The 26,993-nt window shown below is 60.7% G+C and carries 25 protein-coding genes and 1 pseudogene; 14 read left to right on the top strand and 12 right to left on the bottom strand.

The window, feature by feature from the left end; all coding sequences use genetic code 11:
- Positions 1-53: 53 nt before the first annotated feature.
- From ACM6G4_RS14725 to ACM6G4_RS14715, 3 genes are all read right to left on the bottom strand, one after another.
- Positions 54-1,484: a PLP-dependent aminotransferase family protein gene (locus ACM6G4_RS14725; RefSeq protein ID WP_414913982.1), complete on the bottom strand. Its 1,431-nt coding sequence runs from the start codon at positions 1,482-1,484 to the stop codon at positions 54-56.
- A 333-nt stretch (positions 1,485-1,817) separates the two neighbouring features.
- Entirely contained in the window at positions 1,818-2,522 is a 705-nt protein-coding gene (locus ACM6G4_RS14720) for a hypothetical protein (protein ID WP_056728513.1), read from the bottom strand.
- 140 nt (positions 2,523-2,662) lie between these two features.
- A complete protein-coding gene (locus ACM6G4_RS14715) occupies positions 2,663-3,568 on the bottom strand; it encodes a LysR substrate-binding domain-containing protein (RefSeq protein ID WP_056728515.1) in 906 nt (301 codons plus the stop codon).
- A gap of 284 nt (positions 3,569-3,852) precedes the next feature.
- Between ACM6G4_RS14715 and ACM6G4_RS14710 the strand changes: the two genes are divergently transcribed.
- Both ACM6G4_RS14710 and ACM6G4_RS14705 read left to right on the top strand, forming a co-directional pair.
- On the top strand, positions 3,853-5,601 hold the full coding sequence (locus ACM6G4_RS14710) for an amidohydrolase (RefSeq protein WP_414913981.1): 1,749 nt from the start codon (positions 3,853-3,855) through the stop codon (positions 5,599-5,601).
- Entirely contained in the window at positions 5,598-6,542 is a 945-nt protein-coding gene (locus ACM6G4_RS14705) for a CobW family GTP-binding protein (protein ID WP_414913980.1), read from the top strand. Before ACM6G4_RS14710 ends, ACM6G4_RS14705 begins: the two co-directional genes overlap by 4 nt.
- A 43-nt stretch (positions 6,543-6,585) precedes the next feature.
- On the opposite strand, the gene ACM6G4_RS14700 is transcribed toward ACM6G4_RS14705, so the two are convergent.
- Both ACM6G4_RS14700 and ACM6G4_RS14695 read right to left on the bottom strand, forming a co-directional pair.
- Complete coding sequence (locus tag ACM6G4_RS14700; protein WP_414913979.1) at positions 6,586-8,106, bottom strand: ATP-binding protein; 1,521 nt, start codon at positions 8,104-8,106, stop codon at positions 6,586-6,588.
- Positions 8,103-8,822: a response regulator transcription factor gene (locus tag ACM6G4_RS14695; RefSeq protein WP_056728524.1), complete on the bottom strand. Its 720-nt coding sequence runs from the start codon at positions 8,820-8,822 to the stop codon at positions 8,103-8,105. The genes ACM6G4_RS14700 and ACM6G4_RS14695 overlap by 4 nt, the downstream gene beginning before the upstream one ends.
- 186 nt (positions 8,823-9,008) lie before the next feature.
- Here ACM6G4_RS14695 and msrB point away from each other — a divergent pair, with 186 nt between their 5' ends.
- The 3 genes from msrB to msrA are packed head-to-tail and all read left to right on the top strand — an operon-like array spanning position 9,009 to position 12,065.
- Entirely contained in the window at positions 9,009-9,527 is a 519-nt protein-coding gene (gene msrB, locus ACM6G4_RS14690) for a peptide-methionine (R)-S-oxide reductase MsrB (protein WP_414913978.1), read from the top strand.
- Positions 9,528-9,560: 33 nt separating this feature from the next.
- Complete coding sequence (locus tag ACM6G4_RS14685; RefSeq protein WP_414913977.1) at positions 9,561-11,327, top strand: cytochrome c biogenesis protein DipZ; 1,767 nt, start codon at positions 9,561-9,563, stop codon at positions 11,325-11,327.
- A gap of 30 nt (positions 11,328-11,357) precedes the next feature.
- Positions 11,358-12,065 (top strand): peptide-methionine (S)-S-oxide reductase MsrA, encoded by a 708-nt coding sequence (gene msrA, locus ACM6G4_RS14680; RefSeq protein ID WP_414913976.1) that lies wholly within the window; start codon positions 11,358-11,360, stop codon positions 12,063-12,065.
- Between the two features lie 9 nt (positions 12,066-12,074).
- Here msrA and ACM6G4_RS14675 read toward each other — a convergent pair whose 3' ends face one another.
- A complete protein-coding gene (locus ACM6G4_RS14675) occupies positions 12,075-12,992 on the bottom strand; it encodes a LysR family transcriptional regulator (RefSeq protein ID WP_056728531.1) in 918 nt (305 codons plus the stop codon).
- Positions 12,993-13,094: 102 nt separating this feature from the next.
- Between ACM6G4_RS14675 and ACM6G4_RS14670 the strand changes: the two genes are divergently transcribed.
- Positions 13,095-14,270: an aspartate aminotransferase family protein gene (locus ACM6G4_RS14670; protein ID WP_414913975.1), complete on the top strand. Its 1,176-nt coding sequence runs from the start codon at positions 13,095-13,097 to the stop codon at positions 14,268-14,270.
- An 8-nt stretch (positions 14,271-14,278) separates the two neighbouring features.
- Here ACM6G4_RS14670 and ACM6G4_RS14665 read toward each other — a convergent pair whose 3' ends face one another.
- From ACM6G4_RS14665 to ACM6G4_RS14650, 4 genes and pseudogenes are all read right to left on the bottom strand, one after another.
- Positions 14,279-14,533: a Txe/YoeB family addiction module toxin gene (locus ACM6G4_RS14665; RefSeq protein ID WP_015093589.1), complete on the bottom strand. Its 255-nt coding sequence runs from the start codon at positions 14,531-14,533 to the stop codon at positions 14,279-14,281.
- Positions 14,530-14,784, bottom strand: a complete 255-nt coding sequence (locus ACM6G4_RS14660) for a type II toxin-antitoxin system prevent-host-death family antitoxin (RefSeq protein ID WP_056728535.1) — start codon at positions 14,782-14,784, stop codon at positions 14,530-14,532. The genes ACM6G4_RS14665 and ACM6G4_RS14660 overlap by 4 nt, the downstream gene beginning before the upstream one ends.
- Before the next feature lie 206 nt (positions 14,785-14,990).
- Positions 14,991-15,482 (bottom strand): adenylate kinase, encoded by a 492-nt coding sequence (locus ACM6G4_RS14655; RefSeq protein ID WP_414913974.1) that lies wholly within the window; start codon positions 15,480-15,482, stop codon positions 14,991-14,993.
- A 252-nt stretch (positions 15,483-15,734) separates the two neighbouring features.
- Positions 15,735-15,938: pseudogene (locus ACM6G4_RS14650) on the bottom strand (hypothetical protein); the annotation flags it as partial.
- Positions 15,939-16,186: 248 nt separating this feature from the next.
- Here ACM6G4_RS14650 and ACM6G4_RS14645 point away from each other — a divergent pair.
- Positions 16,187-17,335: a hypothetical protein gene (locus ACM6G4_RS14645; protein WP_414914036.1), complete on the top strand. Its 1,149-nt coding sequence runs from the start codon at positions 16,187-16,189 to the stop codon at positions 17,333-17,335.
- A gap of 119 nt (positions 17,336-17,454) precedes the next feature.
- Here ACM6G4_RS14645 and ACM6G4_RS14640 read toward each other — a convergent pair whose 3' ends face one another.
- Positions 17,455-19,374, bottom strand: coding sequence for an alkaline phosphatase D family protein (locus tag ACM6G4_RS14640; protein WP_414913973.1), 1,920 nt, complete (start codon positions 19,372-19,374; stop codon positions 17,455-17,457).
- 204 nt (positions 19,375-19,578) lie between these two features.
- Here ACM6G4_RS14640 and ACM6G4_RS14635 point away from each other — a divergent pair, with 204 nt between their 5' ends.
- The 7 genes from ACM6G4_RS14635 (at position 19,579) to ACM6G4_RS14605 (ending at position 25,970) form a co-directional block, all read left to right on the top strand.
- The gene (locus ACM6G4_RS14635) at positions 19,579-20,559 is read left to right on the top strand and encodes a quinone oxidoreductase family protein (protein ID WP_056728543.1); all 981 of its coding nucleotides are present in this window, start codon (positions 19,579-19,581) and stop codon (positions 20,557-20,559) included.
- A 13-nt stretch (positions 20,560-20,572) separates the two neighbouring features.
- The gene (locus tag ACM6G4_RS14630) at positions 20,573-21,421 is read left to right on the top strand and encodes a TauD/TfdA dioxygenase family protein (protein WP_056728545.1); all 849 of its coding nucleotides are present in this window, start codon (positions 20,573-20,575) and stop codon (positions 21,419-21,421) included.
- An 86-nt stretch (positions 21,422-21,507) separates the two neighbouring features.
- Entirely contained in the window at positions 21,508-22,560 is a 1,053-nt protein-coding gene (locus tag ACM6G4_RS14625) for a 3-keto-5-aminohexanoate cleavage protein (protein WP_223542454.1), read from the top strand.
- Between the two features lie 92 nt (positions 22,561-22,652).
- Positions 22,653-23,981 (top strand): MFS transporter, encoded by a 1,329-nt coding sequence (locus ACM6G4_RS14620; RefSeq protein WP_414913972.1) that lies wholly within the window; start codon positions 22,653-22,655, stop codon positions 23,979-23,981.
- Entirely contained in the window at positions 23,978-24,640 is a 663-nt protein-coding gene (locus ACM6G4_RS14615) for a DsbA family oxidoreductase (RefSeq protein ID WP_414913971.1), read from the top strand. Before ACM6G4_RS14620 ends, ACM6G4_RS14615 begins: the two co-directional genes overlap by 4 nt.
- Positions 24,637-24,963 (top strand): Rieske (2Fe-2S) protein, encoded by a 327-nt coding sequence (locus ACM6G4_RS14610; protein ID WP_056728553.1) that lies wholly within the window; start codon positions 24,637-24,639, stop codon positions 24,961-24,963. The genes ACM6G4_RS14615 and ACM6G4_RS14610 overlap by 4 nt, the downstream gene beginning before the upstream one ends.
- Entirely contained in the window at positions 24,960-25,970 is a 1,011-nt protein-coding gene (locus ACM6G4_RS14605; protein WP_414913970.1) for a YeiH family protein, read from the top strand. Before ACM6G4_RS14610 ends, ACM6G4_RS14605 begins: the two co-directional genes overlap by 4 nt.
- 204 nt (positions 25,971-26,174) lie before the next feature.
- On the opposite strand, the gene ACM6G4_RS14600 is transcribed toward ACM6G4_RS14605, so the two are convergent.
- The gene (locus ACM6G4_RS14600) at positions 26,175-26,960 is read right to left on the bottom strand and encodes a hypothetical protein (RefSeq protein ID WP_414913969.1); all 786 of its coding nucleotides are present in this window, start codon (positions 26,958-26,960) and stop codon (positions 26,175-26,177) included.
- Positions 26,961-26,993: the final 33 nt, after the last annotated feature.

The following is a 26,993-nucleotide window of genomic DNA, read 5'->3' as shown; positions in this document are numbered from 1 at the left end:
AAAGATCAAGATCAAAAGATCGCAGCCTTCGGCAGCTCCTACAGGGGATTGTGTTAAGGCTGGTTTTTCAGGATATGGCCGAGGGTCTCCAGCGCCTCATCAATCCGCGGTGAATACGGCGCCCCACAACCCATCCGCACAAAGTGATCAAAGTGCCGGGCATTGGAAAAGATATCCCCAGGTGAAATCTGGATGCCGACCTTCAACGCATCATGAAAAAACGTCATCGATGAATACCGGCGAGGCAGTTCCACCCATAACAGCGTGCCGCCCTGGGGGTTGGTCACGTGGGTGCCGAGGGGGAAGTGGCGAATGATCGCCTCGCTCATCTGTTGACGTTGTTGGGTCAGGGCTTTCCTCAACCGCCGCAGGTAGCGCTCGTAGGACGGTGTGCGCATGAATTCGCTGGCCGCCAGTTGCGATAACGCCTCGCACCCCCGCGACTGCGCATGCTTGAGCATCTCCACACGGTCGTGCCATTTGCCGGCGCTGATCCAGCCCAGGCGCATGCCCGGTGCCAGGGTTTTGTTCAGCGAGGCGCAATGGATCACGTTATCGGTGCTATCCCAATGTTTGAGCGTGGACAGCGGCTGCTCGGTGTCCACCAGGTCGCCGTAGGTGTCGTCTTCGATCAGCACGGTGTCGTGCTCGGCGCACAGTTTCACCAGCCGCGCCTTGTTGGCGTCGGGCATGATGCTGCCCAACGGGTTTTGCAGGTTGGGAATGACGATCAGCGCCTTGATCCGCTCGGGGCCTTGCAGCAGCCGTTGCAGGGCCTGCAGATTGAGCCCGGTGTGGGCCGAGGCCGGGACTTCCAGCACGTGCAGGTTCAGGCTTTCGAGAATTTGCAGCAGACCGTAGAAGGTCGGTGACTCCACGGCCACGGTGTCGCCAGGGCGGGTGACCGCACGCAAGGCCAGGTTGATCGCTTCGGTGGCGCCGTTGGTGATCACGATCCGCTCGGGGGGCAGGTGAGTCTTGCTGGCCAGAGCACGCCGGGCCAGGATACTGCGCAGTGCGCTGTTGCCGCAGGCACCGCCCGCGGTGCCGAGCAGGCAGGCGTCGTGGCGCAGCGCCTTGATCATGTTGTCTTGCAAGGTCTTGAGTGGGTAAAGCTCAGGCGCGCAGTAGGCGCTGGCGAAGTTGACCTTGATCGTCGCGCGCTGACTGGCCTTGAGCACCGTGCAGACCTGTTCATGAATGCCGACATATGCGCGGGTATCCAGCGCTGGCGCCAGGGCGATCGGGGCGGGCCTGGACAGGGTGTCGGGCTTGCGAATGTAGTTGCCGGAGCGCGGCCGGGCTTCCAGCACACCGCAGTCTTCCAGCTCCCGGCACACCTGCACGGCGGTCGACAGACTGACGGCGTGTTTTTCCATCATCAAGCGGATCGAGGGCAGGCGTTCACCGGTTTTCAGGGTGCCGCTGCGGATAGCGTCCAGGTAGTGGTTGGCCAACTGGCGATACAAGGGGGGCGTGTTCATGATGACCTCGGCAGTTGCACCACTGAGGACTGGGCTGGAAAGTGAGTTGACGCTCCCCGCAGGCGGACCCGTGGTGCTCATGGGTGAAGGGAAGTGGTGTTCTGCGTCGATACTGGAAGAGTAATCGCGGTTTTGCCCGAATCACGGGCAATAAAAAGCCCCGCTCTGATGGCGGGGCTCTTGAGTGGGGCTGTGAAGTATCTGTGGCGAGGGAGCTTGCTCCCGCTTGAGTGCGGAGCACTCACAAAATGTCGGCAAGTGTTGTCAGATTTTTGGGGCCGCTACACAGCCCAGCGCGAGCAAGCTCGCTCGCCACAAATGCGGGCGGTCGCCTTACTGTGCGGCGATGGAGTAACCATCGAACGCGGTCTGCTGCTGCAGGGCGGTGATGATGTTCTTGCGGTTGACAGCTTGCTCGGCGCCGCTGTTGTCCAGGAACGTTTCGCTTTCCAGTTCCGCTTCGTCGCCTTCGCCAACGAAGGTGAAACCGAGGAATTCCAGGGCTTCACGGTCGACGTTCAGGCGCGAGCGCGGGGTGCGCAACGGCAAGGTGACGCTCATGCCGTCCTTGCTGATGGTGAAGACTTCGACTTCTTTCTTGGCCTTGGCGGCTTTGCTCTTGCCGCCGCTCGGGTTGCTGATGGCCTGGTGGGTCTGGTTCAGCACCTTCAGGGCCAGGCCGTAGACGATTTCCTGGAACGCCGGGTCGTCCTTGAAGCTGGACAGGATGCGGCTGATCGGGAATTTGCTGCTCAAGTCTTCGAGGGCGGCGATGTCCGCGGCCTCGGCGTCCTTGAGTTGCTTGAGCTGGCCCATCAGTTCGTAGGCTTTGTCATCGTCGAAGCTGTCGTGGGCCTGACGGATGGCGGCACGCAGTTCGCGGATCTGGTCGCTTTCGCGGGTGGACTGGAAAGCGTCCAGCACCATCTCGCTGATGGTTTTTGCCTGAGGCACGTGTTGTGAAAGATTGATGGAGTTTTCGTATTCCGCTTTGGACGACAGGGTGGCTACGGTTTCAGCGGTATTGGAATCGGACATTGAAATTTCACTACTTCTATAACTTGAATTGGGGCGAGAAAGCCCGGGGGCTTTTTCAGGTCGCCTAATCTATTGGACCGGGGCGGCGTTGTCACGGATCAACGGGCGGCTGGTCATTTATTTGCCTTTCTGCGGAAGCGTTACAGGGTGTCCTGCCAGGTCTGGCGGGACGATTGCAGTTGCGTCTTGACCCAGTTGCTGAAGGCCTGGACTACCGCGCGGTCCGCCTTTTGCGGGTCGGTGGCCAGGTAGTAACCACGGTGCAGATCGATGCTGATGTCGAACGGTCGCACCAGCAAACCCTTGGAAAGGGCATCGCCACTGATCAGGGTGTCGCCAATCGCGATGCCCTGGCCGGCAATGCAGGCGGACTGTGCGCAGTGGGCATCGGAGAACAGGATGCCGCTCAACGCATTGACCCCCGAAGCGCCGGCGGCGGTCAGCCAGATGCGCCAGTCCGAGTAGTCGGTCATGTGCAGCAAGGGGTAAGTGCTGAGCTCCTGCGGGTTTTTCAGTCCGCCCAGGGCGTTGATCAGGCGTGGGCTGCACACCGGGAAGAAGCGCAAAGCCACAATCTCTTCAACATTCATTTGCGGCCAGTCGCCGATCCCGTAGGCGATGAACAGATCGACGTTGGGGTTGTTGGTGTCGTCCGGCGTGCGCGGGGAAATCAGCTGCAACTGCACTTGCGGGTACTGCCGCAAAAACGCACCGATGTGGTGGCACAGCCAATAGGTGGCGAACCCCGGCGCGCAACTGACGCACAGCCGGCCGGAGATTTCCTGATCGTCGATCAACTGCCCGGCATCGAGCAGGTTCAGCAGAATTGCGTGCACCTCCCGCGCATAACGCTCGCCCTGGTACGTCAGGCCAATGCCACGGCCGATTCGTTCGGTCAGGGCGAAGCCGACACACTCCTCCAGCTTGCTGATCTGGTGGCTGATGGCGCTGCGGGTCAGGTTCAGCTCACGGGCCGCGACCGACACGCTACCTGTGCGGGCAACCGCATCCAGCGCACGAAGGGCTGTCATCGAAGGAAATCGCATAAATCATCCCGTTCAAAGGTGGAAGAAAGGCCTGCAGACACCGATCACCGATGGCTTCCCTTATGGTGAGGTAAATCGAACAGTCAGGCCAAAAAAAATCGATTGTTGTATCGGTTGATTCAACAATACTAGCGCTAATTGTCATCGGCCGGTCAGGCCCACCCTCAAACAGGGTGCTGCCCGCGACCTTTCCTGCTGACGAAAACAACAACAGTTTTTTCAGGTTCCCGACTCGCCTGGCGCCCGGTGGACCTTTCAATCTCCTGAACTCGAAGGTGGCTGACATGGCTGAGTCCGACAACGTTTCCTCTACCCATTCCACGCAGGGGACTTACGCCGACCTGATCCTCGCCAACGGGCGTATCTACACTCAGGACCCGGCCAACCCGTGGGCCGAGGCCGTGGCCATCCGCGACGGCAAGTTGATCGGTGTCGCCAGCCTCGGCCAGATCGAGATGTTCAAGGGCCCGAACACCCGCGTGCATGACCTGCAAGGCGCGTTCTGCATGCCCGGCCTGCACGACATGCACACCCACCCCGACCTCGCGTTGGCGCCGCGCTACAGCGACGACCTCGACGTCGGCATCGAAGACCCGACCCCGGAGCAACTGCGCGAAAGCATCCTTGCCTACGCCGACAGCCATCCCGGCGACGGCTGGATCTACGGTCAGTACTGGGTGCGCTACACCTTCCGCGAAGCGGGTTTGACCCCGGGCCGCGCCTGGCTCGACAGTGTCATGCCGGACCGTCCGGTGGCGCTGCTCGATCGCATGTGGGGCACCATGATGGTCAACTCCAGGGCCCTGGAACTGGCCGGCATCGATGGCAACACCAGCGATCCGCGCAACGGTTACTTCGAGCGTGACGAACTGACCGGCGAACCGACTGGCCTGATGATCGACGGAGCCTACGCGATGATCCACGCCGCGATGCCGCCGACCCCGGTCAGCGTGCTGCGCCGCGCCTATCGCGATGGCGTGCATTTCCAGAGCTCACGCGGCGTCACGGCGAGCAAATACGTGCACGTTTGCGAACAGCGTTTGCAGGCCCTCAAGGAACTGGACGACAGCGGCGAACTGACGGTGCGCATCGAAGCGGCGATCAGTTGGCAGGACGACATTTTCCCGGTGCGTCGTCGCTGGGAACTGCTGGCGGGCGAGCGTCACTACTACCGCAGCGCACGCCTGAGTGCCAACGCGGTGAAGTTCCACTTCGACGGCACGGTCGAGCCGAAGTCTTCGTACCTGCTGACCCCATGGCCGCAGGAATCGAGCTGGCGCGGCAAGCTCAACCTGACCCCGGAGCACATCACCGACATGGTGGTGGACATGGACCGCAAGGGCATCCGCGTGATTGCCCATTGCACCGGTGACGGTGCGTCGGACGTGTTCCTCGATGCCGTGGCCGAGGCCCGTCGTCGCAACGGTTTCAGCGGCGTGCGCCACCAGTGCGCCCACAGCACCTTGTTGCACCCCGGTAACCTGCCGCGCTTCAAGGAACTGAACGTCATCGCCGAATTCTCCCCGGCCGCCTGGTACCCGACACCATTCGCCAGCGGTGCACGTTCCGGCTACGGCCAGGAGCGACTCAAGCGCATCTACGATTTCAAAGGCGTGCTCGCCGCAGGCGGCACCGCGGTGATGGGCACTGACTGGCCGGTGGCGTCCATCGACCCGTGGCTGGCGCTGGAAACCATGATCACCCGGCAGAACCCGTGGAACGACGACCCGGCCTGCTTCGGCGACCCGATCAGTCTCGAACAGGCACTGACCGTGATCACCAGCAACGGCGCCGTGGCCATGGGCCTGGAACACAGCACCGGTAGCCTGCAAGTGGGCAAGGCGGCGGACCTGATCGTCATCGACCGCGACCTGTTCGCCGAGCCGGCGCGCAACTACATCCACAAGACCCGGGTGCTGCTGACCTTCGTTGAAGGGCAACTGGTCTACGACCGTCATTCGACGCTGCAAGCCTTGGGCCTCAAGGCGGTGTGGCAGGGCGAACCACCGGTGCTGGAGGGCAAGGCAGAATGACTTCCCCACGCATTGCCGTGACCGTCGTCTCGGGGTTTCTCGGCGCCGGTAAAACCACGCTACTCAACCGCATGGTGCGCCGTGCCGAAGGCAGTCGGCTGGCGGTGATCGTCAACGACTTCGGTGAGCTGAACATCGATGCGGCCATCGTCTCCGAAGTCTCCGACGCGGTGTACAGCCTGCAAAACGGCTGCATCTGCTGCACCGTGCAGGAGGACCTGCTGGCGCAACTGGGCAGCCTTGCTCAATTGGAACCACGGCTGGAGCGCATCGTCATCGAGTGCAGCGGCGTGTCCGATCCGCAGCGCATCGTGCAGACCCTGGCTTATCCACAGCTGCGCAGCCAGATGCAACTGGACATGGTGATTACTGTGGTCGATGCCACCCGTCATCTGCAACTCGATGGCGAGTACGCGCGGCTGGCCCGGGCGCAAGTGGCGGCCGCCGACCTGCTGTTGCTCAACAAGATCGACCTGATCGACAAGCCGCAGTTGCGGGCGCTGCGCGAGGTGTTGGGCCTCAGGACTCGAGTGCACGAAAGCGTGCAGGCGCAGTTGCCCGATGCGCTGTGGCTCGACACCGATCTGGAGCTTGAGCCGCGCACAGTGAAACCGCTGGCACGGGTGTCCGATGGCGATCACGGCGATATGTTCAGCAGTTGGCTTTGGCAAAGCGACCAGGCGCTTGATGCCGAGGGGTTGCGGGGCTGGTTGCAGGCGCTGCCCGGCGATGTGTTTCGGGTCAAGGGGCTGGTGAAGCTTGCGCAGGGCAACAAGGCCCACTGGCTGCAACACGTCGGCACCCGCAGTCAGTTTCTGCCGGCCACGGATGAAGCCCAGGCAAAGACCATACGCCTGGTGTGTATTGCCCGCCGTGGTTTCGACGGCTGGGAAGCCTTGGGGCAGGGGCTTGAGGCCTGCACCGTGAAGGTGAGCGCATGACTGCGGCCGGGCTGGCCTCTTCGCGAGCAGGCGCCTCGGTCAGTCAGGCCTGCCTCGGTGTATTGAGGTTCATCGAGCGCACCGCCAATGCAGTCGCCGTTTCCTCATCGATCGGCAACGAAAACCGGAACGTCGCCCCGCGCCCCGGCACGTCGATCAACTGAATCTCGCGTCCGTGCAATTGCAGGATGCGATGCACGATCCGCAGCCCCAACCCGCCATCGCGCCGTGCGCCGCCAATATTGAACGGGCGCAGGAATAACCCTTCGCGCAGTTCCGGGGCGATGCCGGGGCCGGTATCGCTGACCGTGACTTCGATGAATGAGCCTTGCGGGCGCAGGTCCAACTCGACCTCACCACCGGCCGGGGTATGGCGCAGGGCGTTGTCGAACAGGTTGGTCAGCACCCGCTCGATCAAGCCGAGGTCCGCGCAGGCCGCCGAGGCATTCGGTGCGAAGGTGGCCTTGAGTTCGACTTTGCGCGCTTCGGCGCTGAGTTCGAATTTCTGGAAGATGTCCTGGGCCAGGTCAGTCAGGGAAAAGCGTTCCAGCACCGGTTGCACGAAGCCGTGTTCCAGCCGCACCAGTTCCAGCAGCGACTGCGCCAGACCTCCGACCTTGCGGCTCTGGTCCAGGGCGATGCCCAGATAGCGACGGCGGTCGGCAGGGGACAGCGTGGCGTCCTTGAGCGACAGGGTTTCCAGATAACCGTGCAACGAGGCCAGCGGCGTGCGCAAGTCGTGGGAGATGTTAGCCACCAGTTCGCGGCGTTCCTGATCCTGGCGGGTCAACGAACGCCATTGTTCGCCCAGGCGTGCCTGCATCTGCCGGAACGCGGCATCGAGCACGGCGATTTCATCGTGGCTGGCGGCTTTTTCCACCGTGACGGGCAGGGCCGGGGTGACCGGCACGCCATCGATGTCGAACTGGCTGACGGTTTCGGTCAGGCGGCGCAACGGCCGGGTAATCAGGGCAAACGCCGTGAGACCGGCAATCAGGCACAGCAGCGCCACCAGGCCGATAGACAACAGCGCTGTGTTGAGCGCCGCGCTGGTTGCACCGCGTTCGGACAGTCGATCATGGTCTTCACCGAGCAGCACCACGTAGAGATAACCGGCCGGCTTGCCATCGACCTTCAGCGGCGCAGCGCTGAACACCTTGCGCGCATCGACGCTGCGCGGGTCGTCGCCGAGAATCGGCAGGGCATCACCGCGCAACAGGCGCTGGATCGGTGCCAGGTCGATCCGCTCACGACGGATCCGACCCTCGGGCGCGGCGCTGCCGACAATCTTGCCCGCGGAATCGAGCAGGTACACCTCGACGCTCGGGTTGACCTGCATCAGTTTGCTGAACAGGTCACGCACGGCATTGGGCATCAGGCCCTGGGTGTCCATCAGCACCGTGTCGCTGGCGATGTGCTGCGCCAGGTCCCGGGACAAGCCTTGCACCACTTCCTGCTCATGCATCTGGTTGGAGCGCACCTGCAACCACGCCGACGTGCCGCAGCACACCAGCAGCAGTACGGCGAACACCAGGGACAGGCGTTGCGTCAGGGTCAGCCTCATGGCTGCGGCTCCTCGCCTGTGGCGAATTTGTAGCCGCGGCCCCAGACCGTGAGGATGCGCACCGGTTGCGCCGGGTCGGCCTCGATCTTGGCGCGCAGTCGGTTGATGTGGGTGTTGACCGTGTGCTCGTAGCCTTCGTGGCTGTAGCCCCACACGGCATTGAGCAGGTCCATGCGCGAAAACACCTTGCCGGGCTGGCGGGCGAAGAAATACAGCAAGTCGAACTCCCGGGGCGTGAGGTCCAGGCGCCGTCCGTCGAGGGACACATCGCGGGTGATCGGGTCGATGGCCAGGCCGTCGGTGAGCAGGCTGCCGGCGTCCATCTTCAGGTTGCGCGCCATGGCATCGACCCGGCGCAGCAGCGCTTTGACCCGGGCCACCAGTTCGAGCATGGAAAAGGGCTTGGCCAGATAGTCGTCGGCACCCAGTTCCAGGCCGAGAATCCGGTGCACTTCGCTGGAGCGCGCGCTGGTGATGATGATCGGCGTGTAGCGGGCCATGGCCCGGGCGCGGCGGCAGATTTCCAGGCCGTCGACACCGGGCAGCATCAGGTCGAGGACCAGTGCGTCCCAGTTGCCCTGTTGCAGCAGGCGCATGCCTTCATCGCCATCGGCACTGTGCACCACCTCGAACTGTTCATCGCGAAGATGCAGGCAGATCAGGTCGGCGATGTGCATATCGTCCTCGACCACCAGGACGCGTTTGGTCTGTTCCATACAGCTCAATCCTTCAGTGCGATGCACGCATGATGCGCAATACCCCTACTGTTCGGGCAGAAGCATTGTGCGGGTTTTTCGGGGTCTGAGTTATCACGAATTGTTTAACTTCCCGTGAGGATTTGGCGATCACCCAAAGCCTAGGCTGTGTTCCATGAAACACCCCCGGATTTTTTGGAGACGAGCATGTTTTCACGACGGCAATTTCTTTTAGTGAGCGGCGGACTGGGGGTGGCAACCCTGGCAATCGGCCTGTTGCCGAAGTTTTCCACAGGCACTGCACTGATCAGTGAGGCCAGCGCGGCCGAGGCGTTCGAAGTGATCCACAGCGACAGCGAATGGCACGCGATCCTCAGTGACGAGCAGTACGACATCCTGCGCGAAGAGGGTACCGAACGGGCCTACAGCAGCCCGCTGAACAACGAGCACGGTGATGGCACCTTCGTCTGTGCCGGTTGCGAGTTGCCGCTGTTTTCCTCGGCGACCAAATTCGACAGCCGCACCGGTTGGCCGAGTTTCTGGGCACCCCTGGACAAGGCCGTGGCGACCCGCCAGGACCGAGCGTTCGGCATGGTCCGCGAAGAGGTTCATTGCCGGCGCTGCGGCGGGCATCTGGGGCATGTCTTCGACGACGGCCCGAAACCCACCGGCCTGCGTTACTGCATGAACGGCCTGGCGATGAAATTCGTGCCCAAGACGGTGTGATTCCCTACCACTCACTTTTTGCAGGTAATCGCCATGTGGCTGCTGGTCCTCGCCTATCTCGGTGGTGTGCTGACGATTGTCAGCCCGTGCATTCTGCCGGTGTTGCCGTTTGTCTTCGCCCGCACCGGGCAACCCTTCGTCAAAAGCGGATTGCCGCTGCTGGTGGGCATGGCGCTGACCTTCGCATTGGTCGCCACGTTGGCGGCGGTGGGCGGTGGCTGGGTGGTGCAGCTCAACCAGTACGGGCGCTGGCTGGCGCTGGTGTTCGTGGCGCTGTTCGGACTGACGTTGTTGCTGCCGCAATTGGCCGAGCGCCTGACCCGACCATTGGTGGCGGCGGGCAGTCGTTTGTCGGTGGCGGCGGGCGACGATGCGCGGCCACGTCCTGGTGCTTCGTTGTTGATCGGCGTGGCCACCGGCCTGCTGTGGGCGCCCTGCGCCGGGCCGATTCTCGGTTTGCTGTTGACCGGTGCGGCGTTGCAAGGCGCGAGCATCCAAACCACCTTTTTGCTGCTGGCGTATGCCGCCGGCGCTGCCACATCCCTCGCGCTGGCCTTGTTGCTGGGCGGCAAAGTCTTCACCGCGATGAAGCGCTCGATTGGCACGGGCGAATGGCTGCGTCGCGGTCTTGGCGCGACGATGTTGGCTGGTGTGGCGGCGATTGCCCTGGGCCTGGACACGGGGGTTCTGGCGCGGATTTCCACGGCGTCGACCGGTGGTATCGAGCAAGCGTTGGTGGAGAAACTGAGCGGCAAGTCGCCGCGTAACAGCGCGGCGCCGAATGCGATCGCCGAGGGTGCGGTGCAAGTGGCTGGCAAAACCCCGGGCACCTTGCCGGTCGAGGGCAACCTGCCGCCACTGGACGGCGCCGTGCAATGGCTCAACTCGCCACCCCTCGATGCCCAGGCCTTGAAAGGCAAGGTCGTGCTGGTGGATTTTTGGACCTACTCCTGCATCAACTGCCTGCGCTCGCTGCCCTATGTGAAGGCCTGGGCCGAGAAGTATCGTGATCAGGGCCTGGTGGTGATCGGCGTGCATGCGCCCGAGTTTGCCTTCGAACGCGACGTCAGCAACGTCACCAAGGCCATGAAAGACCTGGGCATCAACTACCCGGTAGCCATCGATAACGAGTTCAAGATCTGGCGCGCCTTCAACAACGAGTACTGGCCGGCGCATTACTTTGCCGACGCCCAGGGACGCATTCGTTATCACCACTTCGGCGAAGGCGCGTACGCCGAATCGGAGCGGGTCATCCAGCAATTGCTGCGCGAGGCGGGGGCGGCCAAGGTTGCGGACGGGCTGATCAGTGCCCAGGCCGAGGGTGTGCAAATGGCCCCGGACAGCGACGCCGTGCAGTCGCCGGAAACCTATGTCGGCTACCAGCGCGCGGAACATTTCGTATCGCAACCCGCGCTGGTGCCGGACAAGGTCGCGGCCTACAACCCGCCGGCGCAATTGGCCCTCAACGACTGGAGCCTGGGCGGCCAGTGGCATGTCGGCCCGGAGCGGGCCACCGCCAGCGCCCCGGCCAGTCGCATCGTCTATCGCTTCCATGCCCGTGACTTGCATTTGGTGCTCGGCCCTGGCGCCGATGGCAAGCCGGTGCGCTTCAAGGTGCTGATCGACGGCAAGGCCCCCGGCGATGACCACGGCATGGACGTGGCCCCCGATGGCAGCGGCACCGTGACGGACCAGCGCTTGTATCAACTGGTGCGCCAGAGCGGCGGCGTGACCGACCGGACCTTCAGTATCGAGTTTCTTGACCCGGGTGCGTCGGCTTACGCCTTCACCTTCGGCTGATTACTTTCCTGCGCTTGAGGAGTTCGCCCCATGAAAACACTCATTACCTGGCGCCGTGCCCTGCTGGGGCTGGCAGCTGCCGGCATCATCAGCCAATGCTCGGCTTTCTCCTTCGGTGGTGCCGAAGAGGGGGTAGTCCTTCCACCGCCGGCCCTCGACGAAACCACCCAGGCCCGCAGCGAAACCGCGGTGTTTGCCGGCGGCTGCTTCTGGGGCGTCCAAGGGGTGTTCCAGCATGTCAAAGGCGTGAAGAACGCCGTCTCCGGCTACGCGGGCGGGGCGGCAAATACCGCGCAGTACGAGCGCGTCAGCAACGGCAATACCGGCCATGCGGAGTCGGTCGAAGTGACCTTTGATCCTGCTCAGGTCAGCTACGGCACCTTGCTGCAGATCTACTTTTCAGTGGCGCACAACCCGACCGAACTCAACCGCCAGGGACCGGACAGCGGCACCCAGTATCGTTCGGCGATCTTTGCCAAAAGTGCCGAGCAGCAGCGGGTCGCACAGGCCTACATCGCCCAGCTCGACGCCGCCCATGCCTTCGACAAGCCGATCGTGACCAAGCTGGAAACCTTCAACGGTTTTTACCCGGCGGAGGAGGAACATCAGGACTTCCTGACCGAACATCCGACCTATCCATACATCGTGATCAACGACTTGCCGAAGGTCGCGCAGTTGAAGCAGCTGTACCCCAATCGTTATCAGGAACAGCCGGTGCTGGTGAAGGCAGGGATGTAAATGCATGGCCTAGTCGGCGGACGGGTGCTTGCCCCATCGCTGTACGGCGAATTCGACGAAGCGCCGCAGCTTCGGCAAACGGTGGCGATCCTGGGCGTAGACCAGGTGCATCGGCCGGCTGGGCGGGCAGTAATCGGGCATCAGGGCCAGCAGCTTTCCGTCCTTGAGGTCCTGCTCGACCAGGGCGTCGGGCATCATCACGATGCCCATGCCGGTGCGCGCTGCCTGATGCAACCCCGCCGAACTGTTGATCAGCATTGGTCCGCCGACCCCGACGCTGACTTCGCCATCGGGACCGGCCAGGCGCCATTCCTTTTGCACCGATTGCCAGTCATCCCCAGCCGGATAGGCAAAGGACAGGCAGTCGTGGTGTCGCAGGTCTTCAGGCGTTTGCGGTGTGCCGCGCCGGGCCAGGTACTGCGGTGACGCGCACATGGTCAGGGTGTAGTCGATCAGCGGGCGGGCGATCAGGTTGGAGGGTTCCAGCGCGCCGAGGCGAAACGCCACATCCAGACCATTTTCCAGCAGATCCGGGCGCCGGTTGGTCAGGACCACGTCGAGTTTCACCCGCGGGTTTTGCCGGCTGAACTCACTCAGTGCCGGCGCCAGGCGTTCGGTACCGAAGGTCAGGGGCGCGGTGATGCGCAAGATGCCGCTCGGTTCGTCCAGCGCCTGCTCGGCCAGGCGCTCGGAGTCGGCCACCAACCCCAACACTTCCAGGCAGCGCTGGTAATACGCGGTGCCGAACTCGGTCAGCCGCTGGCGCCGCGTCGTGCGGTTGAGCAGGCGTACACCCAGCCGTTGCTCCAGGGCCTTGAGGTGGTTGCCGACCATGGTCGTGGACATTTCACACTGCAAGGCGGCGGCGGTCATGCTGCCAGTCTCCACCACTTTCACGTAGACAGTCATTGCCTGGAACAGGTCCATTATCAAGCTCTGCTTTTAAATGATTGAAGTTTTTCGGTGTTTATCCAGTTCTGGTGGCTAACCATACTGCAAAAACACCGACCCTTGCTGGAGCTTGATGTCATGACCGCCGCCTGCCTGATGAGCACTTACCAACCCTTGGCCTTGAGTTTCAACAAGGGCCTGGGCACTCGCCTGTGGGATCAGGGCGGTCGCGAATACCTGGATGCGGTCGCTGGTGTGGCGGTGACCAATGTCGGCCACTCCCACCCGAAAGTCGTTGCCGCCATTACCGAACAGGCCGGGTTGTTGCTGCACACCTCGAACCTCTACAGCATCGACTGGCAACAGCGGCTGGCGCAGAAACTGACGCGGCTGGCGGGCATGGACCGGGCGTTCTTCAACAACTCCGGGGCCGAAGCCAACGAAACCGCACTGAAAATCGCCCGGCTGCATGGTTGGCACAAGGGTATCGAGCAGCCGCTGGTGGTGGTCATGGAGAACGCGTTCCATGGCCGCACCCTTGGCACCTTGTCGGCCAGCGACGGCCCGGCGGTACGCCTGGGGTTCAACAAGCTGCCGGGGGATTTCGTCAAAGTACCGTTCGGCGACCTCGACGCGCTGGACAAGGTGCAACAGGCCTTTGGCTCGCGGATCGTGGCGGTCCTGATGGAGCCGATCCAGGGCGAAAGCGGCGTGCAACTGGCGCCACCGGGCTATCTCAAGGCCGTGCGCGAACTGTGCAACCGGCGCTCATGGCTGATGATGCTCGATGAAATCCAGACCGGCATAGGCCGCACCGGCCAGTGGTTCGCGTTCCAGCACGAAGGCATCGTCCCGGACGTCATGACCCTGGCCAAAGGCCTGGGCAACGGCGTGCCCATCGGCGCGTGCCTGGCCCGTGGCAAGGCGGCCGAACTCTTCACGCCGGGCAGCCACGGCAGCACCTTTGGCGGTAATCCGTTGGCCTGCCGGGTCGGATGCACCGTGCTGGATATCGTTGAAGAACAAGGCCTGCTGGAAAACGCCCGGCTTCAGGGGGAACGCCTGCTCGAAAGATTGCGCACAGAACTGGTGGGCAACCCGAACGTCTCGCAGATCCGCGGCCAGGGCCTGATGATCGGCATCGAACTCAAGCAACCGATCCGCGACCTGAGCCTGATCGCCGCCCGGGATCACGGCTTGCTGATCAACGTCACGCGGGGCAAAACCATCCGCCTGCTACCGCCGCTGACCATTGATGAGCGGGAGGTGGAGATGATCGTCAGAGGGGTGAGTGGGGTGGTGAAAGCGGGCTGAAGTTCGGCTCAGTAATGGTATCTGCACATCACGACGCGTATTTCGCCATCTTCAACGGCGTAGACCAGACGATGTTCAGCCGTAATCCGGCGTGACCAGAATCCGCTCAAGTTATGCTTGAGCGGTTCGGGTTTTCCCAGACCGTCGAAAGGCTCGCGCTGGATAGCTTTGATCAACAGGTTGATACGTTTGAGTCCTGCCTTATCGTTCTGCTGGAACCAGAGATAATCGTCCCAGGCTTCAGGGGTGAACTCGATATTCATTCTTCAATCAGTTGCCTGGTTTTGGTTTTGCCCGCTCGCAGGTTACCGATTGATTTGATCAGGCGTTCAGCGTTGGCTGGGGAGCGCAGCAGATAAGCTGTCTCTTCGAGAGCGTTGTATTCGGCCAATGACATCATCACTACCGGCTCGCCTTTCTGACGGGTTACCAGTAGCGGGGCGCGATCTTCATTCACCCGGTCCATGGTTTGCGCCAAGTGTGCCCGAGCGTTGGTGTAGTTGATGGTTTCCATGTGATTGTCCTCGCTTGATGCAGAGAACGTACAGAAATGAGTACATGTTAGCAAGGCGATACCTACGAGTGGTTGTTGCGTGGAAAGTGCATCCACGCTTGTATCGAGTATCGCCGAATGTTCCTCAGGACGTTTGCGTGACTGATGTAATCCCATTCTGAGCTACACGCCATCCATCAGGATTGTCCGAGCGCAGCTGCGAAAATTTACGAGTGAAGAACCAACGCCGCGATTTCCTCCCGATCCCGCAGACGGATTTTTGCGCCGGAAAACTCCTCGAACAGCCGCTGATGCGCCGCAAACCCACTTGACCCCTGCCGCTGGCGATAACTGCCCGCCCACTCCAGCAAGGCGATCAGCAACAGGTCTTGTTCATCGCGCCCGGCCTCGCGTTGTCGAATGTTGGCGACGCAATCCTCGTCCCCGACGCTCAGCCAGATCAGCGCAGTTGCCCGTGGCAGGAGTTCGCAGGCGATCCAGCCATACACGCCTTCGATCACCCAGCGCTCTTGTTCGGCCGCGATCCGCGCCATGGTCAATGTTTCGGCGCGGGGGCGGGGGATGCTGTGTTCGTCGGATAGCCAGTGAATCCGGTCAAGATCGGTCCAGGGCACACGCAGTTGCTCGGCCAGCCGTTGCGCCAGCCAGCTCTTGCCCGAGCCGGAGTTGCCGATGATCAGCGTTCGGGTGAGGTTCATGAGAGACACCGATCAATAGTGGGGGCGAACCTGCTCGCGAAAGCAGTGCTTCAGTCAGCATTGATGCTGGATGTGCTGCTCTCATCGCGGGCAAGCCTACAGGTGCACCAGAATCCGCCGGCCTGTGCGCCTTGAGGTCCATCGGTAACTTGCCGCGCGTCACTGCTCATCATTACTGTAAGCCATTTTATAGTGTCAGTTTTTAGACATTGCCGTGATGTGGGAGGTTGTAGTGAGGGCGATCAGGTTGGCTCAGTTGTGAGTTGGGCTTACCTTTACTGCTGGGCTCAGGAAGTCTATGTGATAGCCAGAGGAACCGTCCCCAATTGCTATATGAACGCCATTAATCCCTTCGTTTAATTGAGAGTTGATTTTGTAGTCAATGCTATTTGCGATTGTGTCGTTTACTCCAATAGCAAACTCAGTCAGCTTGAGGCCTCTAGGTCCTGCTGCAATTCAATAACCGTATTGCACTCAGCTCCTGCAACCGCCGTTGGTTTTAAGTTTTTTTAGAATTAATCATGCTCGTTAGGTGTCTTGTACGAAGCTCTTGGTTATTTGTGTAAGTAGTGGCTGTAGTCCTCTTCTGAAAATTTAGTGTTCCACCGAATTTGGTTGTGATGGACGATCTGAAATCGTTAGGTTGGTCTATGGGGCTCTTCTTACAGGGGGTATGCATTCAATCGTTAATAAGGGGTTGTGTAGTGCAGGAATCAAAGAAGTATCTGACACAGACATCCGTACACCAAGCCTTGTTACTGGCTGATCTAACAGAACCCGCTGCACCCGATCACGCCATTCGACTATTACTCAAGGAGGTCCTTCAAGGGTTAACGGATAAAGGCTGGCCACAAGCGCAAGTGCAGACGGGACCGAGAATTGTTTCCGCTGAAGAAAACTACGGATTGCTTGGTTATGACCCATCTGAGATTACGCTTGGAAGTGCACACACTCGATGGGTTGACGAGTGGTCTCTGTTACGGACGCAAACCACTAGCCAAATTCCCTCCGCGCTTCAGCGAGCGGCCAAGCTACGACAACCAGGGCAGTCAATATTATTGGCCGCGCCTGGTATCACTTTTCGTCGCGACAGCCGGGATCGTTGGCATTGTGCGGAGCCGCATCAGATGGATATCTGGGTGCTCGGCGATCCTGAATTGTCGACGCATGAGCATTTGCTCTGCTTGGTCGGCGATATCCTCAAATCTGCCGTGCCTGATATGCCTTGGATCTTCAGTGATAGTCCGCATCACTACACTGAGGGCGGGATCGAAGTAAATCTGTTGAATGACGGCGTCCCTGTAGAGGTTCTGGAGTGCGGTCGAATTGCCAAATCATTATTGGAGCGACTGAAGATCGATCCTCTGCGTCATGGAGGACTGGCGCTGGGAATGGGGTTGGATCGCTTGACCATGCTGCGCAAAGGCATCCCGGATATTCGTTTGCTGCGTGATCAGAACGAACGCGTACAGGCCCAGATGCATGATCTGAATCCGTGGAGTGCCGTCTCTCGGTTGCCTTCGATTACTCGTGATATTTCGTTGGCGGTGACGCCGGGGCTCAGCGAGGAAGTGTTGACTGAAAGGATGTTGCAGGCCGCTGGCGATTGTTCAGATTGGATCGAGGAAATGCAGATCAAAGGGCGCTGGGCGTTCACAGAACTGCCTCTGCAGGCCATCGATCGCCTCGGATTGCTGCCGGGGCAGGAGAATGTGCTACTACGTGTTGTACTGCGTGATTGTTCGCGATCAATCACCACTGCTGAGGCGAATGCCTTGTATTCGAAAATCCAGGTGGCACTCCATGAAGGTGCGCCGGGGGCAGGTTACAGAATGGATTCCCCCAATATTTAACTGGCCACTTCGCGAGCAGGCTCACAGGATCTGGAAATAGTACACGCCAGAAATCCAGTGTGTGCGAGCCTGCTCGCCGCACTGTCGCTCCCACAGTTCTTTGTGGTGTCTTCTCTACCTCAATCATCACCGTCCGGCGCAATCATCCGGGTCTTCGGCGAGCCGTTCGAGTTGTGCTGATAGATGGTCTGCGGCTGCCCCAGGTCATTGAAATACACCTGGCCGATCCCCGCCGAGTTCCATAGCCGCTCACCGGCTTCGGCGTGCTCGGGCACGTGGGGCACGATGCGCATGCGTCGACGCTTGGTCAGCCAGTTCAACGGTGAGCGTGGCGAGTACAGCCAGCGGTTGAGGCGGTCGAACCACTCGAGCAGGGCGGGGGGGAATTCATTCTTGATGCCGCTGCTGGTGACCTGCCAGATGCGCGGCCCGGCCTTGCGGTGGCGGATCAGCACTTCGTAGACGAAGGAATAGTGCACATCGCCCGACAGCACCACGTAGTTACCCGGGGTGCGCGAGTGGCGGAAAATATTCAGGATCACCTGTGCCGCGCCGCGATGGGCCATCCAGTTTTCCGCGTCCACCAGCAGCGGATAACCGCACCAGCTGAACACCCGTTGCACGGTTTCAATCAGCTTGACGCCGAAGATCGGTGCTGGCGAAACGATGATCGCACTCGGGTGGTCCAGCAGTTCCTGTTGCAGTTCACTGAGGGCTTCCCAGTCGAGCAAACCGGAAGGCTGCTTGAGGTTTATTTCGCTGCGCCAGCGTCGGGTGCGGGTGTCGATCACCACCATGGCCGGGGTGGTCGGCAGCACGTAATGCCAGTGCTGAAACTTAAGCAGATCATCGATCAAATCATCCTGAACCCTGCTGTCGAGGTGACGGTCGTGTGTGCTGGTGCTCAACGCTCCGGCCTTTTCCAGCACCGCAGTGAACGCATCCGGATTGTTGCCCCAGCCCTGGCACAACATATACGCCAGCAGCGCGTTGCCGATGATGCGCCGGGAGAACGGATGGCCGTAGGCCGTTTCCTCCCATTGCGCGCTAAGGTTCCAGTCATCAGTGATGTCGTGGTCGTCGAAAATCATCAGCGTCGGCAGATGCGCCAGCGCCCGCGCGACGCTGCCAAGGCCCGCCTTGAAGGCATCGATGTGCGTCTGTTCAAGGGTGTAGCGCTTGAGCCGCTCCGGCGTCAGGGTCGGTGCCTGGGGCGCGATCAGGGCCCAGGGCACTGGCGACCAGACCAGCACATACATGGCCATGACTTCGGCGAAGGTCACCAGGTGATTGTCGGCGCTGCTGCTGGTGAAAATCGGCTTGCGCGCGCCACCGAAAAATCGCTCGCGCAGGGTTTCATTGCTTTGCAGTGCCGGCAGCAGATCAGCACGGTGGTAGTAACTGGCCGGATGCTCGTAGAGCCTGGCGCTGTCGCTGACCACGGCGCCTTCGAGGTGTTCGCCGAACAGGCCCAAACGTTCGATCAAAGCGTGAATCGCCCGCAACATCGGCCCCGCGACATCGTCGGCGTAGACCTGATCGCCCGTCATCATCAGCAGTGCCGGGCGCTCCCCGGCTGCGTGTTCCTGCGCCAGTAACTGGTCGACGCACAGCAAGCCGTCTGTCGCCGGGTGATGAGGCTTGCGGCAAGAGCCGTGCAGCAACTGGTCGACCCGAGCGCGCAGGACGAAGTTCGGGCAACGGGCATCGCCATACAGCAGGTGCGGCGCCCAGTCGGCGATGCCTTGTTCTGTGCCATCGATCAACAGGTCATAGTCGACCGACTCGTCCCGGGGCAGGGCGCCGTCGAGTTGTACATCGATCAAGTGCACAAAGGCATGGGCACCTACTGCAATCACCGTGCATTGGCCGGCATCCAGGCGGATATCGCCGACGCCCTGCAAGCGCAAGGTCAGCGCCAGCGCCCGGGAACCCACCAGCCACAGCACCAGCCGCGTGGGCTCCAGGCGCCGCAACAGCGGGCCGGCCAGGACTGGGGGCAAGGCATGATCATCAGGCAGTGGCAGCGTTTCGGACATCCGGCTTCAAGACTCTTGGGGCGTGGAAGCGGGCGATGATAGCGCAGGTGGTGGCGGGACTGGCCAGACGATCCCGTTTCTGTCTGTCACCAAATGAAAAGCCATTGTCGTCTGATGAGAAGCGTCCCGACAGGCCTCGTCCTACAGTCCAATCAGCGCAATTCGATGCAACACGCCCATATTGCAGATTGGAGAATAAGAAAAATGGCCAAAGCCGTACGCTTCTACGAAACCGGTGGTCCCGAAGTTCTACGTTATGAGGACGTCGAAGTCGGCGAACCCGGTCCGGGTCAGGTTCGCCTTCGCCATGTGGCGGTTGGCCTGAACTATGCCGACACCTACTTCCGCAACGGCACCTACCCGATTCCGATGCCCAACGGCATGGGCGTCGAGGCCTCTGGCGTAGTCCAGGCCGTTGGTGAAGGGGTTACCAACGTCGAAGTCGGTGATCGCGTCACCTACACCGGTTTCCTCAACACCCTCGGCGCCTACAGCACCGAGCGCCTGATCGCGGCCGCGCCGCTGATCAAGCTGCCGGAAACCATCAGCTTCGAGACTGCTGCCGCGATGACCATGCGTGGCCTGACGTCCTCGTACCTGATGCGCCGCATCTATGACTTCAAGCCGGGCGACAGCATCCTGTTGCACGCCGCCGCTGGCGGTGTCGGCCTGATCGTTTCGCAGTGGGCCAAGTTGCTGGGCCTGAACGTGATCGGCACGGTGTCGACCGAGCAAAAGGCGGAAATCGCCCGGGCTCACGGTTGCGACCATACGATCAACTACAGCCATGAAGACGTCGCCGCTCGCGTTCGCGAACTGACCGATGGCGTGGGCGTCAATGTGGTGTTCGACAGCGTCGGCAAGAACACCTTCATGGGTTCGCTGGATTCGTTGAAACCCCGTGGCCTGATGGTCTGCGTGGGTACTGCTTCCGGACCGATCCCGGCGTTCGACCCGGTGATGCTGGCGATGAAAGGTTCGCTGTACCTGACCCGTCCGGCCCTGGCCAACTACATCAGCGACCCGGCCGAAAAAGCCGCGCTGGCCGGTGAGTTGTTTGACCACGTCGGCAGCGGCCGGATCAAGATCGAGATCAACCAGCACTACGCCTTGCAGGACGCCGTGCAGGCCCATCGCGACCTTGAATCGCGCAAGACTACCGGCTCATCGATTTTCGTCGTTTAAGGAGCGGCCAGCCATGAAAGTCGAACAATTGACCTGCTCCATCGGCGCCGAACTGATCGGCGTGAACCTGGCTGACGCCGTGCACGACGACGGCCTGTTTGCCGAGATCCGCGCCCAGTTGCTCAAGCACCGCGTGGTGTTCCTGCGCGATCAGGACATCACCCGCGCCGAGCACGTAGCTTTTGCCCGGCGCTTCGGCGAGCTTGAAGATCACCCCGTCGCGGGCAGCGATCCGGAGCATCCGGGTCTGGTGCAAATCTACAAGCGTCCGGACCAGCCGGCAGACCGCTACGAAAACTCCTGGCACAGCGACGCCACCTGGCGTGATGCCCCGCCGATGGGCTGCGTATTGCGTTGCCTGGAGTGCCCGCCGGTGGGCGGTGACACCATGTGGGCCAACATGGTCGAGGCCTACGCACGTTTGCCCGAAGACGTGAAGGTCAAGATCGCCGACCTGCGTGCGCGCCACAGCATCGAAGCGAGCTTCGGCGCCGCCATGCCGATTGAAAAACGCCTGGCACTCAGGGAGCGGTTCCCGGATGCCGAGCACCCGGTGGTGCGCACTCACCCGGAAACCGGCGAGAAAGTGCTGTTCGTCAACGCCTTCGCCACGCACTTCAGTAACTACCATACCCCGGCGCGGGTAAGGTTCGGCCAGGACGCCAACCCCGGCGCGAGCGAGCTGCTGCGTTACCTGATCAGCCAGGCGTACATCCCCGAGTATCAAGTGCGCTGGCGCTGGAAGCCCAACAGCATCGCCATCTGGGACAACCGCAGTACCCAGCATTACGCCGTCATGGATTACCCGCCGTGCCATCGCAAGATGGATCGCGCCGGGATCATCGGCGACAAGACTTACTGATCCACGCCTCTGCATTCGCTCTCGTAAACACGCCTGCCCGGCGCGACTCCGGGTGGGCGGGACAATCATAAGAACTGGAGTAACCCATGCAATTTTTCGACGATTCCCTGCACCCCGAAAACATGGAGAAGGTAGTCATCACCGTGGCCCCGTACGGCCCGGAGTGGATGCCGGAAGATTTCCCGGAAGACATCCCGCTGACCATGGACGAGCAAGTCCAGAAAGCGGTCGAGTGCTATGAAGCCGGCGCCACCGTGCTGCACCTGCATGTGCGTGAACTGGACGGCAAGGGCTCCAAGCGCCTGTCGAAATTCAACGAGCTGATCGCCGGTGTGCGTGAAGCCGTGCCAGACATGATCATCCAGGTCGGCGGCTCGATTTCCTTCGCTCCGGAAAGCGATGGCGAAGCGGCCAAGTGGCTGTCTGACGACACCCGTCACATGCTGGCCGAACTGACCCCTAAGCCGGATCAGGTCACCGTGGCGATCAACACCACCCAGATGAACATCATGGAGCTGTTGTACCCGGAGTACCTGAAAGGCACTTCCCTGGACAACCCGTTGATCCATGCCGCCTACAGCGAAATGACCGTACCGGCAGGTCCGGGCTGGGTTGCCGAGCACCTCAAGCGCCTGATGGACAACGGCATCCAGCCACACTTCCAGTTGACCGGCATGCACGCCCTGGAAACCCTCGAGCGCCTGGTGCGCCGTGGCGTTTACAAAGGCCCGCTGAACCTGACCTGGATCGGCATCGGCGGCGGTTTCGATGGCCCGAACCCGTTCAACTTCTTCAACTTCATCCACCGCGCGCCGGACGGTTGCACCCTGACCTCCGAGTCGCTGCTGAAAAACGTCATGCCGTTCAACACCATGTCGATGGCCATGGGCATGCACCCGCGTGTGGGCAACGAAGACACTATCATTGACCACAAGGGTGACCGTTTCGGCTCCGTTGCCCAGATCCGGCAAACCGTGCGCATTGCCCATGAACTGGGCCGTGAAATCGCCACCGGTAAAGAAGCCCGCGAGATCTACCGCATCGGCGTGCAGTACGAAACCATCGAAGAAACCCTGTTGGCCAACGGCATGGCCCCCAACCGCAAGGCTGGGCAGAAAGGTACTCCGCAACGCGGTTGACCGTGGGTCGGGACGAGAGGCCGTGACCTCTCGTCCGCCTGACCGTTACACGCTTGATAACAAAAATAAAACAAAGCTATTGAGGAGGCTGCATGGCCTTTCACCCAATCGCCGCTGACGATGACGACTCCAGCGGAGTCGGCGTTGCGCGCCAATATGCCTGGATCGTCTTTGCCTTGACGTTCGGTCTGTTGATTTCCGATTACATGTCGCGTCAGGTGCTGAACGCGGTATTCCCGCTGCTCAAGAGTGAGTGGGCATTGAGCGACGGACAGCTGGGTCTGCTCAGCGGCATCGTTGCCCTGATGGTCGGCCTGCTGACGTTTCCCCTGTCGTTGATGGCCGACCGTTTCGGCCGGGTCAAGAGCCTGGCGCTGATGGCGTTCCTGTGGAGCGTGGCGACCCTGGGTTGCGCGCTGGCCCAGGACTACCAGCAGATGTTCATCGCGCGGTTCATGGTCGGCGTCGGCGAAGCGGCCTACGGCAGCGTGGGCATCGCGGTAGTGATTTCGGTGTTCCCCAAACACATGCGGGCCACCCTGGCCAGTGCCTTCATGGCCGGCGGGATGTTCGGTTCGGTGTTGGGCATGGCTTTGGGTGGTGCGATCGCCGCCAAGCTGGGCTGGCGCTGGTCGTTCGCCGGCATGTCGCTGTTTGGCCTGTTTCTGGCGGTGCTCTATCCGCTCATCGTCAAGGAAGCGCGCATTGCGCCCAAGCGTGCAGCTCAGTTGGCGAACAAGGTGGCAGCGGTCAAGCGTCCGTTGTCTACGTTGTGGTCCAGCCGTTCGGTGGTGGCGACCTACATCGGCAGCGGCTTGCAGTTGTTCGTCGGCGGTACGGTGATGGTGTGGATTCCCAGCTACCTCAACCGCTACTACGACATGCCCACCGACAAGGCCGGTGGCATGGCGGCGGTCATCGTGTTGTGCAGCGGCGCGGGGATGATCCTGTGCGGCATGCTCAGCGACCGCCTGTGTCGCAACTCGCCGGAGCGCAAGGTCAGCCTGGCCATCGGCTTCTGCCTGGGCAGTTGCCTGCTGCTGTCGGCGGCCTTTGCCTTGCACGCAGGGCCGGTGCAACTGGCGCTGATCTGTCTGGGCATGGCGATTGCCACCGGCACCACCGGCCCCGCCGGCGCGATGGTTGCCAACCTGACCCATTACTCGGTCCACGGTACGGCATTCGCCACGCTGACCCTGGCCAATAACCTGCTGGGGCTGGCACCCGGGCCGTTCCTGACTGGCCGTGTGTCGGACCTCATCGGCCTGCATGCCGCTTTCCAATTAGTGCCACTGGTCAGCCTCGCGGCGGCAGCGGTGTTCTTCTATGCCAAGTGTCATTACCAAAAAGATATCGCCCGGCTTGAGGGTCAGAGCTTGCCTGAGCCCGTCAGTGCCGCCGGGATAGAGGTGAAGTTGTGAGTCGTCGTTTACGTATTGATGTGTTTTTCGATTTTATCTGCCCCTGGTGCCTGATCGGCAAACGCCAACTGGAGCATGCGCAGGTGCAGTTTCGCAGTCGCCACCCGGATGTGCAGATCACCACGGTGTGGCACGGTGTGCAGTTGCTGCCGCAGATACCGGTGGAAGGTGAACCCTTCGCCGATTTCTACCGCAAGCGCCTGGGCAATGCCGACGCAATGACCATGCGCCAAAACCAGGTACAGCAGGCTGCCAGTGCAGTCGGACTGGCCATCGATCTCAGTCGTATCGAGACGATGCCCAACACCGCCGACGCCCATCGCTTGTTCGAGCGTGCCAGCGCACTGGGTAATGCCAGCCAGCGTGAAATGTTGCTCGAGCGACTGTTCGCCGCTTATTTCCAGAGGCGCGAAAACCTCGGTTGCCCTGAGACCTTGCTTGCCATCGCCCGCTCCTGCGGCGTGTCCCAGGACGGCTTGCTCGATTGCCTGAAGGGCGATGCCACGCCGTTTGAAGGCTCCCCTGGCGCGACCAGTGGTGTGCCGAGCTTCAAATTCGACAACCGCCTGACGGTGATCGGCGCACAACCTGTCCAGGCGCTGCTCGGGGCCATGACCGAAGCCCTCAAGGAAAGTGATCGCGAGCGGCAGCCAGCATGACCCGGCGCATTCCCGTGCCAGCCGGCAAGTACCCGCAGGCCGGTGGCCGGGCGCTGTTCGAATTCGAAGACAAAAGCCTGGCGCTGTTCAACGTCGACGGGCAGTTGTTTGCCATTGACGACAGCTGCCCGCACCAGGGTTCTTCGCTATGCGCAGGGCGTCTTGAGGGCCGGGTGATTCAATGCCTCGCCCATGGTTTGCGCTTCGATTTGCACAGCGGTTACCTGCTCAATTCCAGGCAGGTCAAAGTCACCAACTACCCGGTCGAGATCATCGACGGCCAGGCGTTTATCGTCATCGCAACCGAGGAGTCCGCGCCATGAGCGCCATTGCTCTCACCCGTATCCACACTCGCACGCGCGAACTGGCACCGGGGCTTATCGTCAGTCTGATTGTCGCGGCCGCCGCGTCGTTTCTGTCCGAGCACTACGGTGCGCCGGTCATGCTGTTTGCCTTGTTGCTGGGCATGGCCCTGAATTTTCTCGCCGATGACGGCCCCTGCAAGGCCGGTATCGAGTTCACCGCCCGCACCGTGCTGCGCATTGGCGTGGCACTGCTGGGGATGCGCATCACCCTGGAGCAAATGGCGGCGTTGGGCTGGAAGCCGATAGCGCTGGTGGTGATTCTGGTGGTGGTGACCATCAGCGTGTCTGTGATCGCCGCGAAGTTTCTGGGTTTCTCGCGGCTGTTCGGCATGCTCACCGGTGGCGCCACGGCGATCTGCGGCGCTTCGGCAGCCTTGGCGCTGGCGGCGGCGCTGCCGAACCATCCGCAGAAAGAGCGCGCGACCTTGTTCACTGTGATCGGTGTGTCGGCGTTGTCGACCCTGGCGATGATCGTCTATCCAATGATTGCCAACTGGTTATCGCTTTCACCGCAAGTGGCCGGGGTGTTCCTCGGGGCCACCATCCACGACGTCGCCCAAGTGGTTGGCGCCGGCTACGGCATGTCGACCGAGACCGGTGACACCGCCACCGTGGTTAAGCTGATGCGCGTTGCCATGCTCCTGCCGGTGATCGTCACTGCAGCGATGATCACCCGCATGCAAGGCGCCGACCCGACCGGCAAACGCCCGCCGCTGTTGCCGTGGTTCGCCGTCGGCTTTCTGATTCTGGCCTGCATCAACAGCACCGGCTGGATCGCTCCGGCGGTGCAAGGCGGGGTCAATGAGTTGTCGCGCTGGTGCCTGGTGATTTCCATCAGTGCCCTGGGCATGAAGACCCGGCTCAAGGAGCTGGCAGCGGTCGGGATCAAGCCGATTCTGCTGATGGTGGGGGAGACGGTGTTCCTCGTTGTGCTGGTGCTGCTGTTGCTGCGCTGGGGGCTCTGAACGCGTTGACGTTTTATGGCAGGGCCACGCGGCGTTGACTCCTCATGCCGTGGGGCTCCAGATCGGTGCTACAAACACCGGTCTTTCGCGGCGACTGTACCAGCAGTCGCCGTTTTTTTAAGTCTTGGTTGGTTCGTAATATCAAGTTTGTATTTTTGCGTTATTTCAATCGTTCTGGTCAAGCTCGTACAGCAAAGCTAATAACTACTGGTTTTTGATCAATAAAAATTTTTGGCTTTCTCTGTCGAATTTATAGTTGTTGGAAATATCGCTTTTTGTGCTGTAGCAGTTAAGTCGAACCTGAGGTTGGTTTTTTTCGCTCTCTATGTTTTGGTATATGCTGGTCATGTAAAATCCAAACTCGCAAGTTTGGGATTGAGGGTTAATGGTCTGATCTGTTTTGCCGGTTGTTTTGTTTAGTATATTTATTTTGTCGATGTAGATTCCATTTTCATTTTTTTGATATATGCCAATAAAGCTATGTGTCGCTGTCTGTCCCCAATAGGGTATTTCTATGCCTTCTTGCCTTTTTATTTTATTTGATTCGCCGTTTAGTGAGTTGCTGTGCTTCAATAGTACCTTGTACGTACTCTCCTTGTTTTGCCAAATCCCCTTAAGTCCATCATCGCTTACTGTCAAGGTAAACGGGCAGGGATGCATTTTATCTTCATTTTCGAGGCCTGCATCGAGTTCATATTCCCAGTCGCTATGAACTTCGCAAAGTTTCATGGTTGTAGGTGTGCGTTGTCCATACAGCGGGATTGGAGCGGAGTATTTGTCATAGTAGTAGCTGCCTCTTATGTTGTTGCTGCCAAAGTGTTCATATGTCTGTAGCGAAACATGAACATTGGTCGAGCCTATTTTACCTTCGTAGTTGTCAATTACGTACCAGTTTGCATGAGCGCTGACGGATGTCAAAAATAAAGAGATTGTAATGAGCTTAATTTTTGCATTAAAAAGTCGTCTTACGGCTATGGATTTATGCTGCATTCCGTTCAACCCCTCATGGTTGGTAAATAAAGC

The sequence above is a fragment of the Pseudomonas sp. IT-P258 genome (assembly GCF_949767825.1).
Lineage (GTDB): Bacteria > Pseudomonadota > Gammaproteobacteria > Pseudomonadales > Pseudomonadaceae > Aquipseudomonas > Aquipseudomonas monachiensis.
The sequence above is the reverse complement of the archived record's forward strand: the minus strand, read 5'-3'. Positions and strand labels throughout refer to the sequence as shown.

Coding starts and splice junctions, on each gene's coding strand:
- ACM6G4_RS14725 (WP_414913982.1), bottom strand. CDS start 1,484: ATGAACACGCCCCCCTTGTATCGCCAGTTGGCCAACCACTACCTGGAC.
- ACM6G4_RS14720 (WP_056728513.1), bottom strand. CDS start 2,522: ATGTCCGATTCCAATACCGCTGAAACCGTAGCCACCCTGTCGTCCAAA.
- ACM6G4_RS14715 (WP_056728515.1), bottom strand. CDS start 3,568: ATGCGATTTCCTTCGATGACAGCCCTTCGTGCGCTGGATGCGGTTGCC.
- ACM6G4_RS14710 (WP_414913981.1), top strand. CDS start 3,853: ATGGCTGAGTCCGACAACGTTTCCTCTACCCATTCCACGCAGGGGACT.
- ACM6G4_RS14705 (WP_414913980.1), top strand. CDS start 5,598: ATGACTTCCCCACGCATTGCCGTGACCGTCGTCTCGGGGTTTCTCGGC.
- ACM6G4_RS14700 (WP_414913979.1), bottom strand. CDS start 8,106: ATGAGGCTGACCCTGACGCAACGCCTGTCCCTGGTGTTCGCCGTACTG.
- ACM6G4_RS14695 (WP_056728524.1), bottom strand. CDS start 8,822: ATGGAACAGACCAAACGCGTCCTGGTGGTCGAGGACGATATGCACATC.
- msrB (WP_414913978.1), top strand. CDS start 9,009: ATGTTTTCACGACGGCAATTTCTTTTAGTGAGCGGCGGACTGGGGGTG.
- ACM6G4_RS14685 (WP_414913977.1), top strand. CDS start 9,561: ATGTGGCTGCTGGTCCTCGCCTATCTCGGTGGTGTGCTGACGATTGTC.
- msrA (WP_414913976.1), top strand. CDS start 11,358: ATGAAAACACTCATTACCTGGCGCCGTGCCCTGCTGGGGCTGGCAGCT.
- ACM6G4_RS14675 (WP_056728531.1), bottom strand. CDS start 12,992: ATGGACCTGTTCCAGGCAATGACTGTCTACGTGAAAGTGGTGGAGACT.
- ACM6G4_RS14670 (WP_414913975.1), top strand. CDS start 13,095: ATGACCGCCGCCTGCCTGATGAGCACTTACCAACCCTTGGCCTTGAGT.
- ACM6G4_RS14665 (WP_015093589.1), bottom strand. CDS start 14,533: ATGAATATCGAGTTCACCCCTGAAGCCTGGGACGATTATCTCTGGTTC.
- ACM6G4_RS14660 (WP_056728535.1), bottom strand. CDS start 14,784: ATGGAAACCATCAACTACACCAACGCTCGGGCACACTTGGCGCAAACC.
- ACM6G4_RS14655 (WP_414913974.1), bottom strand. CDS start 15,482: ATGAACCTCACCCGAACGCTGATCATCGGCAACTCCGGCTCGGGCAAG.
- ACM6G4_RS14640 (WP_414913973.1), bottom strand. CDS start 19,374: ATGTCCGAAACGCTGCCACTGCCTGATGATCATGCCTTGCCCCCAGTC.
- ACM6G4_RS14635 (WP_056728543.1), top strand. CDS start 19,579: ATGGCCAAAGCCGTACGCTTCTACGAAACCGGTGGTCCCGAAGTTCTA.
- ACM6G4_RS14630 (WP_056728545.1), top strand. CDS start 20,573: ATGAAAGTCGAACAATTGACCTGCTCCATCGGCGCCGAACTGATCGGC.
- ACM6G4_RS14625 (WP_223542454.1), top strand. CDS start 21,508: ATGCAATTTTTCGACGATTCCCTGCACCCCGAAAACATGGAGAAGGTA.
- ACM6G4_RS14620 (WP_414913972.1), top strand. CDS start 22,653: ATGGCCTTTCACCCAATCGCCGCTGACGATGACGACTCCAGCGGAGTC.
- ACM6G4_RS14610 (WP_056728553.1), top strand. CDS start 24,637: ATGACCCGGCGCATTCCCGTGCCAGCCGGCAAGTACCCGCAGGCCGGT.
- ACM6G4_RS14605 (WP_414913970.1), top strand. CDS start 24,960: ATGAGCGCCATTGCTCTCACCCGTATCCACACTCGCACGCGCGAACTG.
- ACM6G4_RS14600 (WP_414913969.1), bottom strand. CDS start 26,960: ATGCAGCATAAATCCATAGCCGTAAGACGACTTTTTAATGCAAAAATT.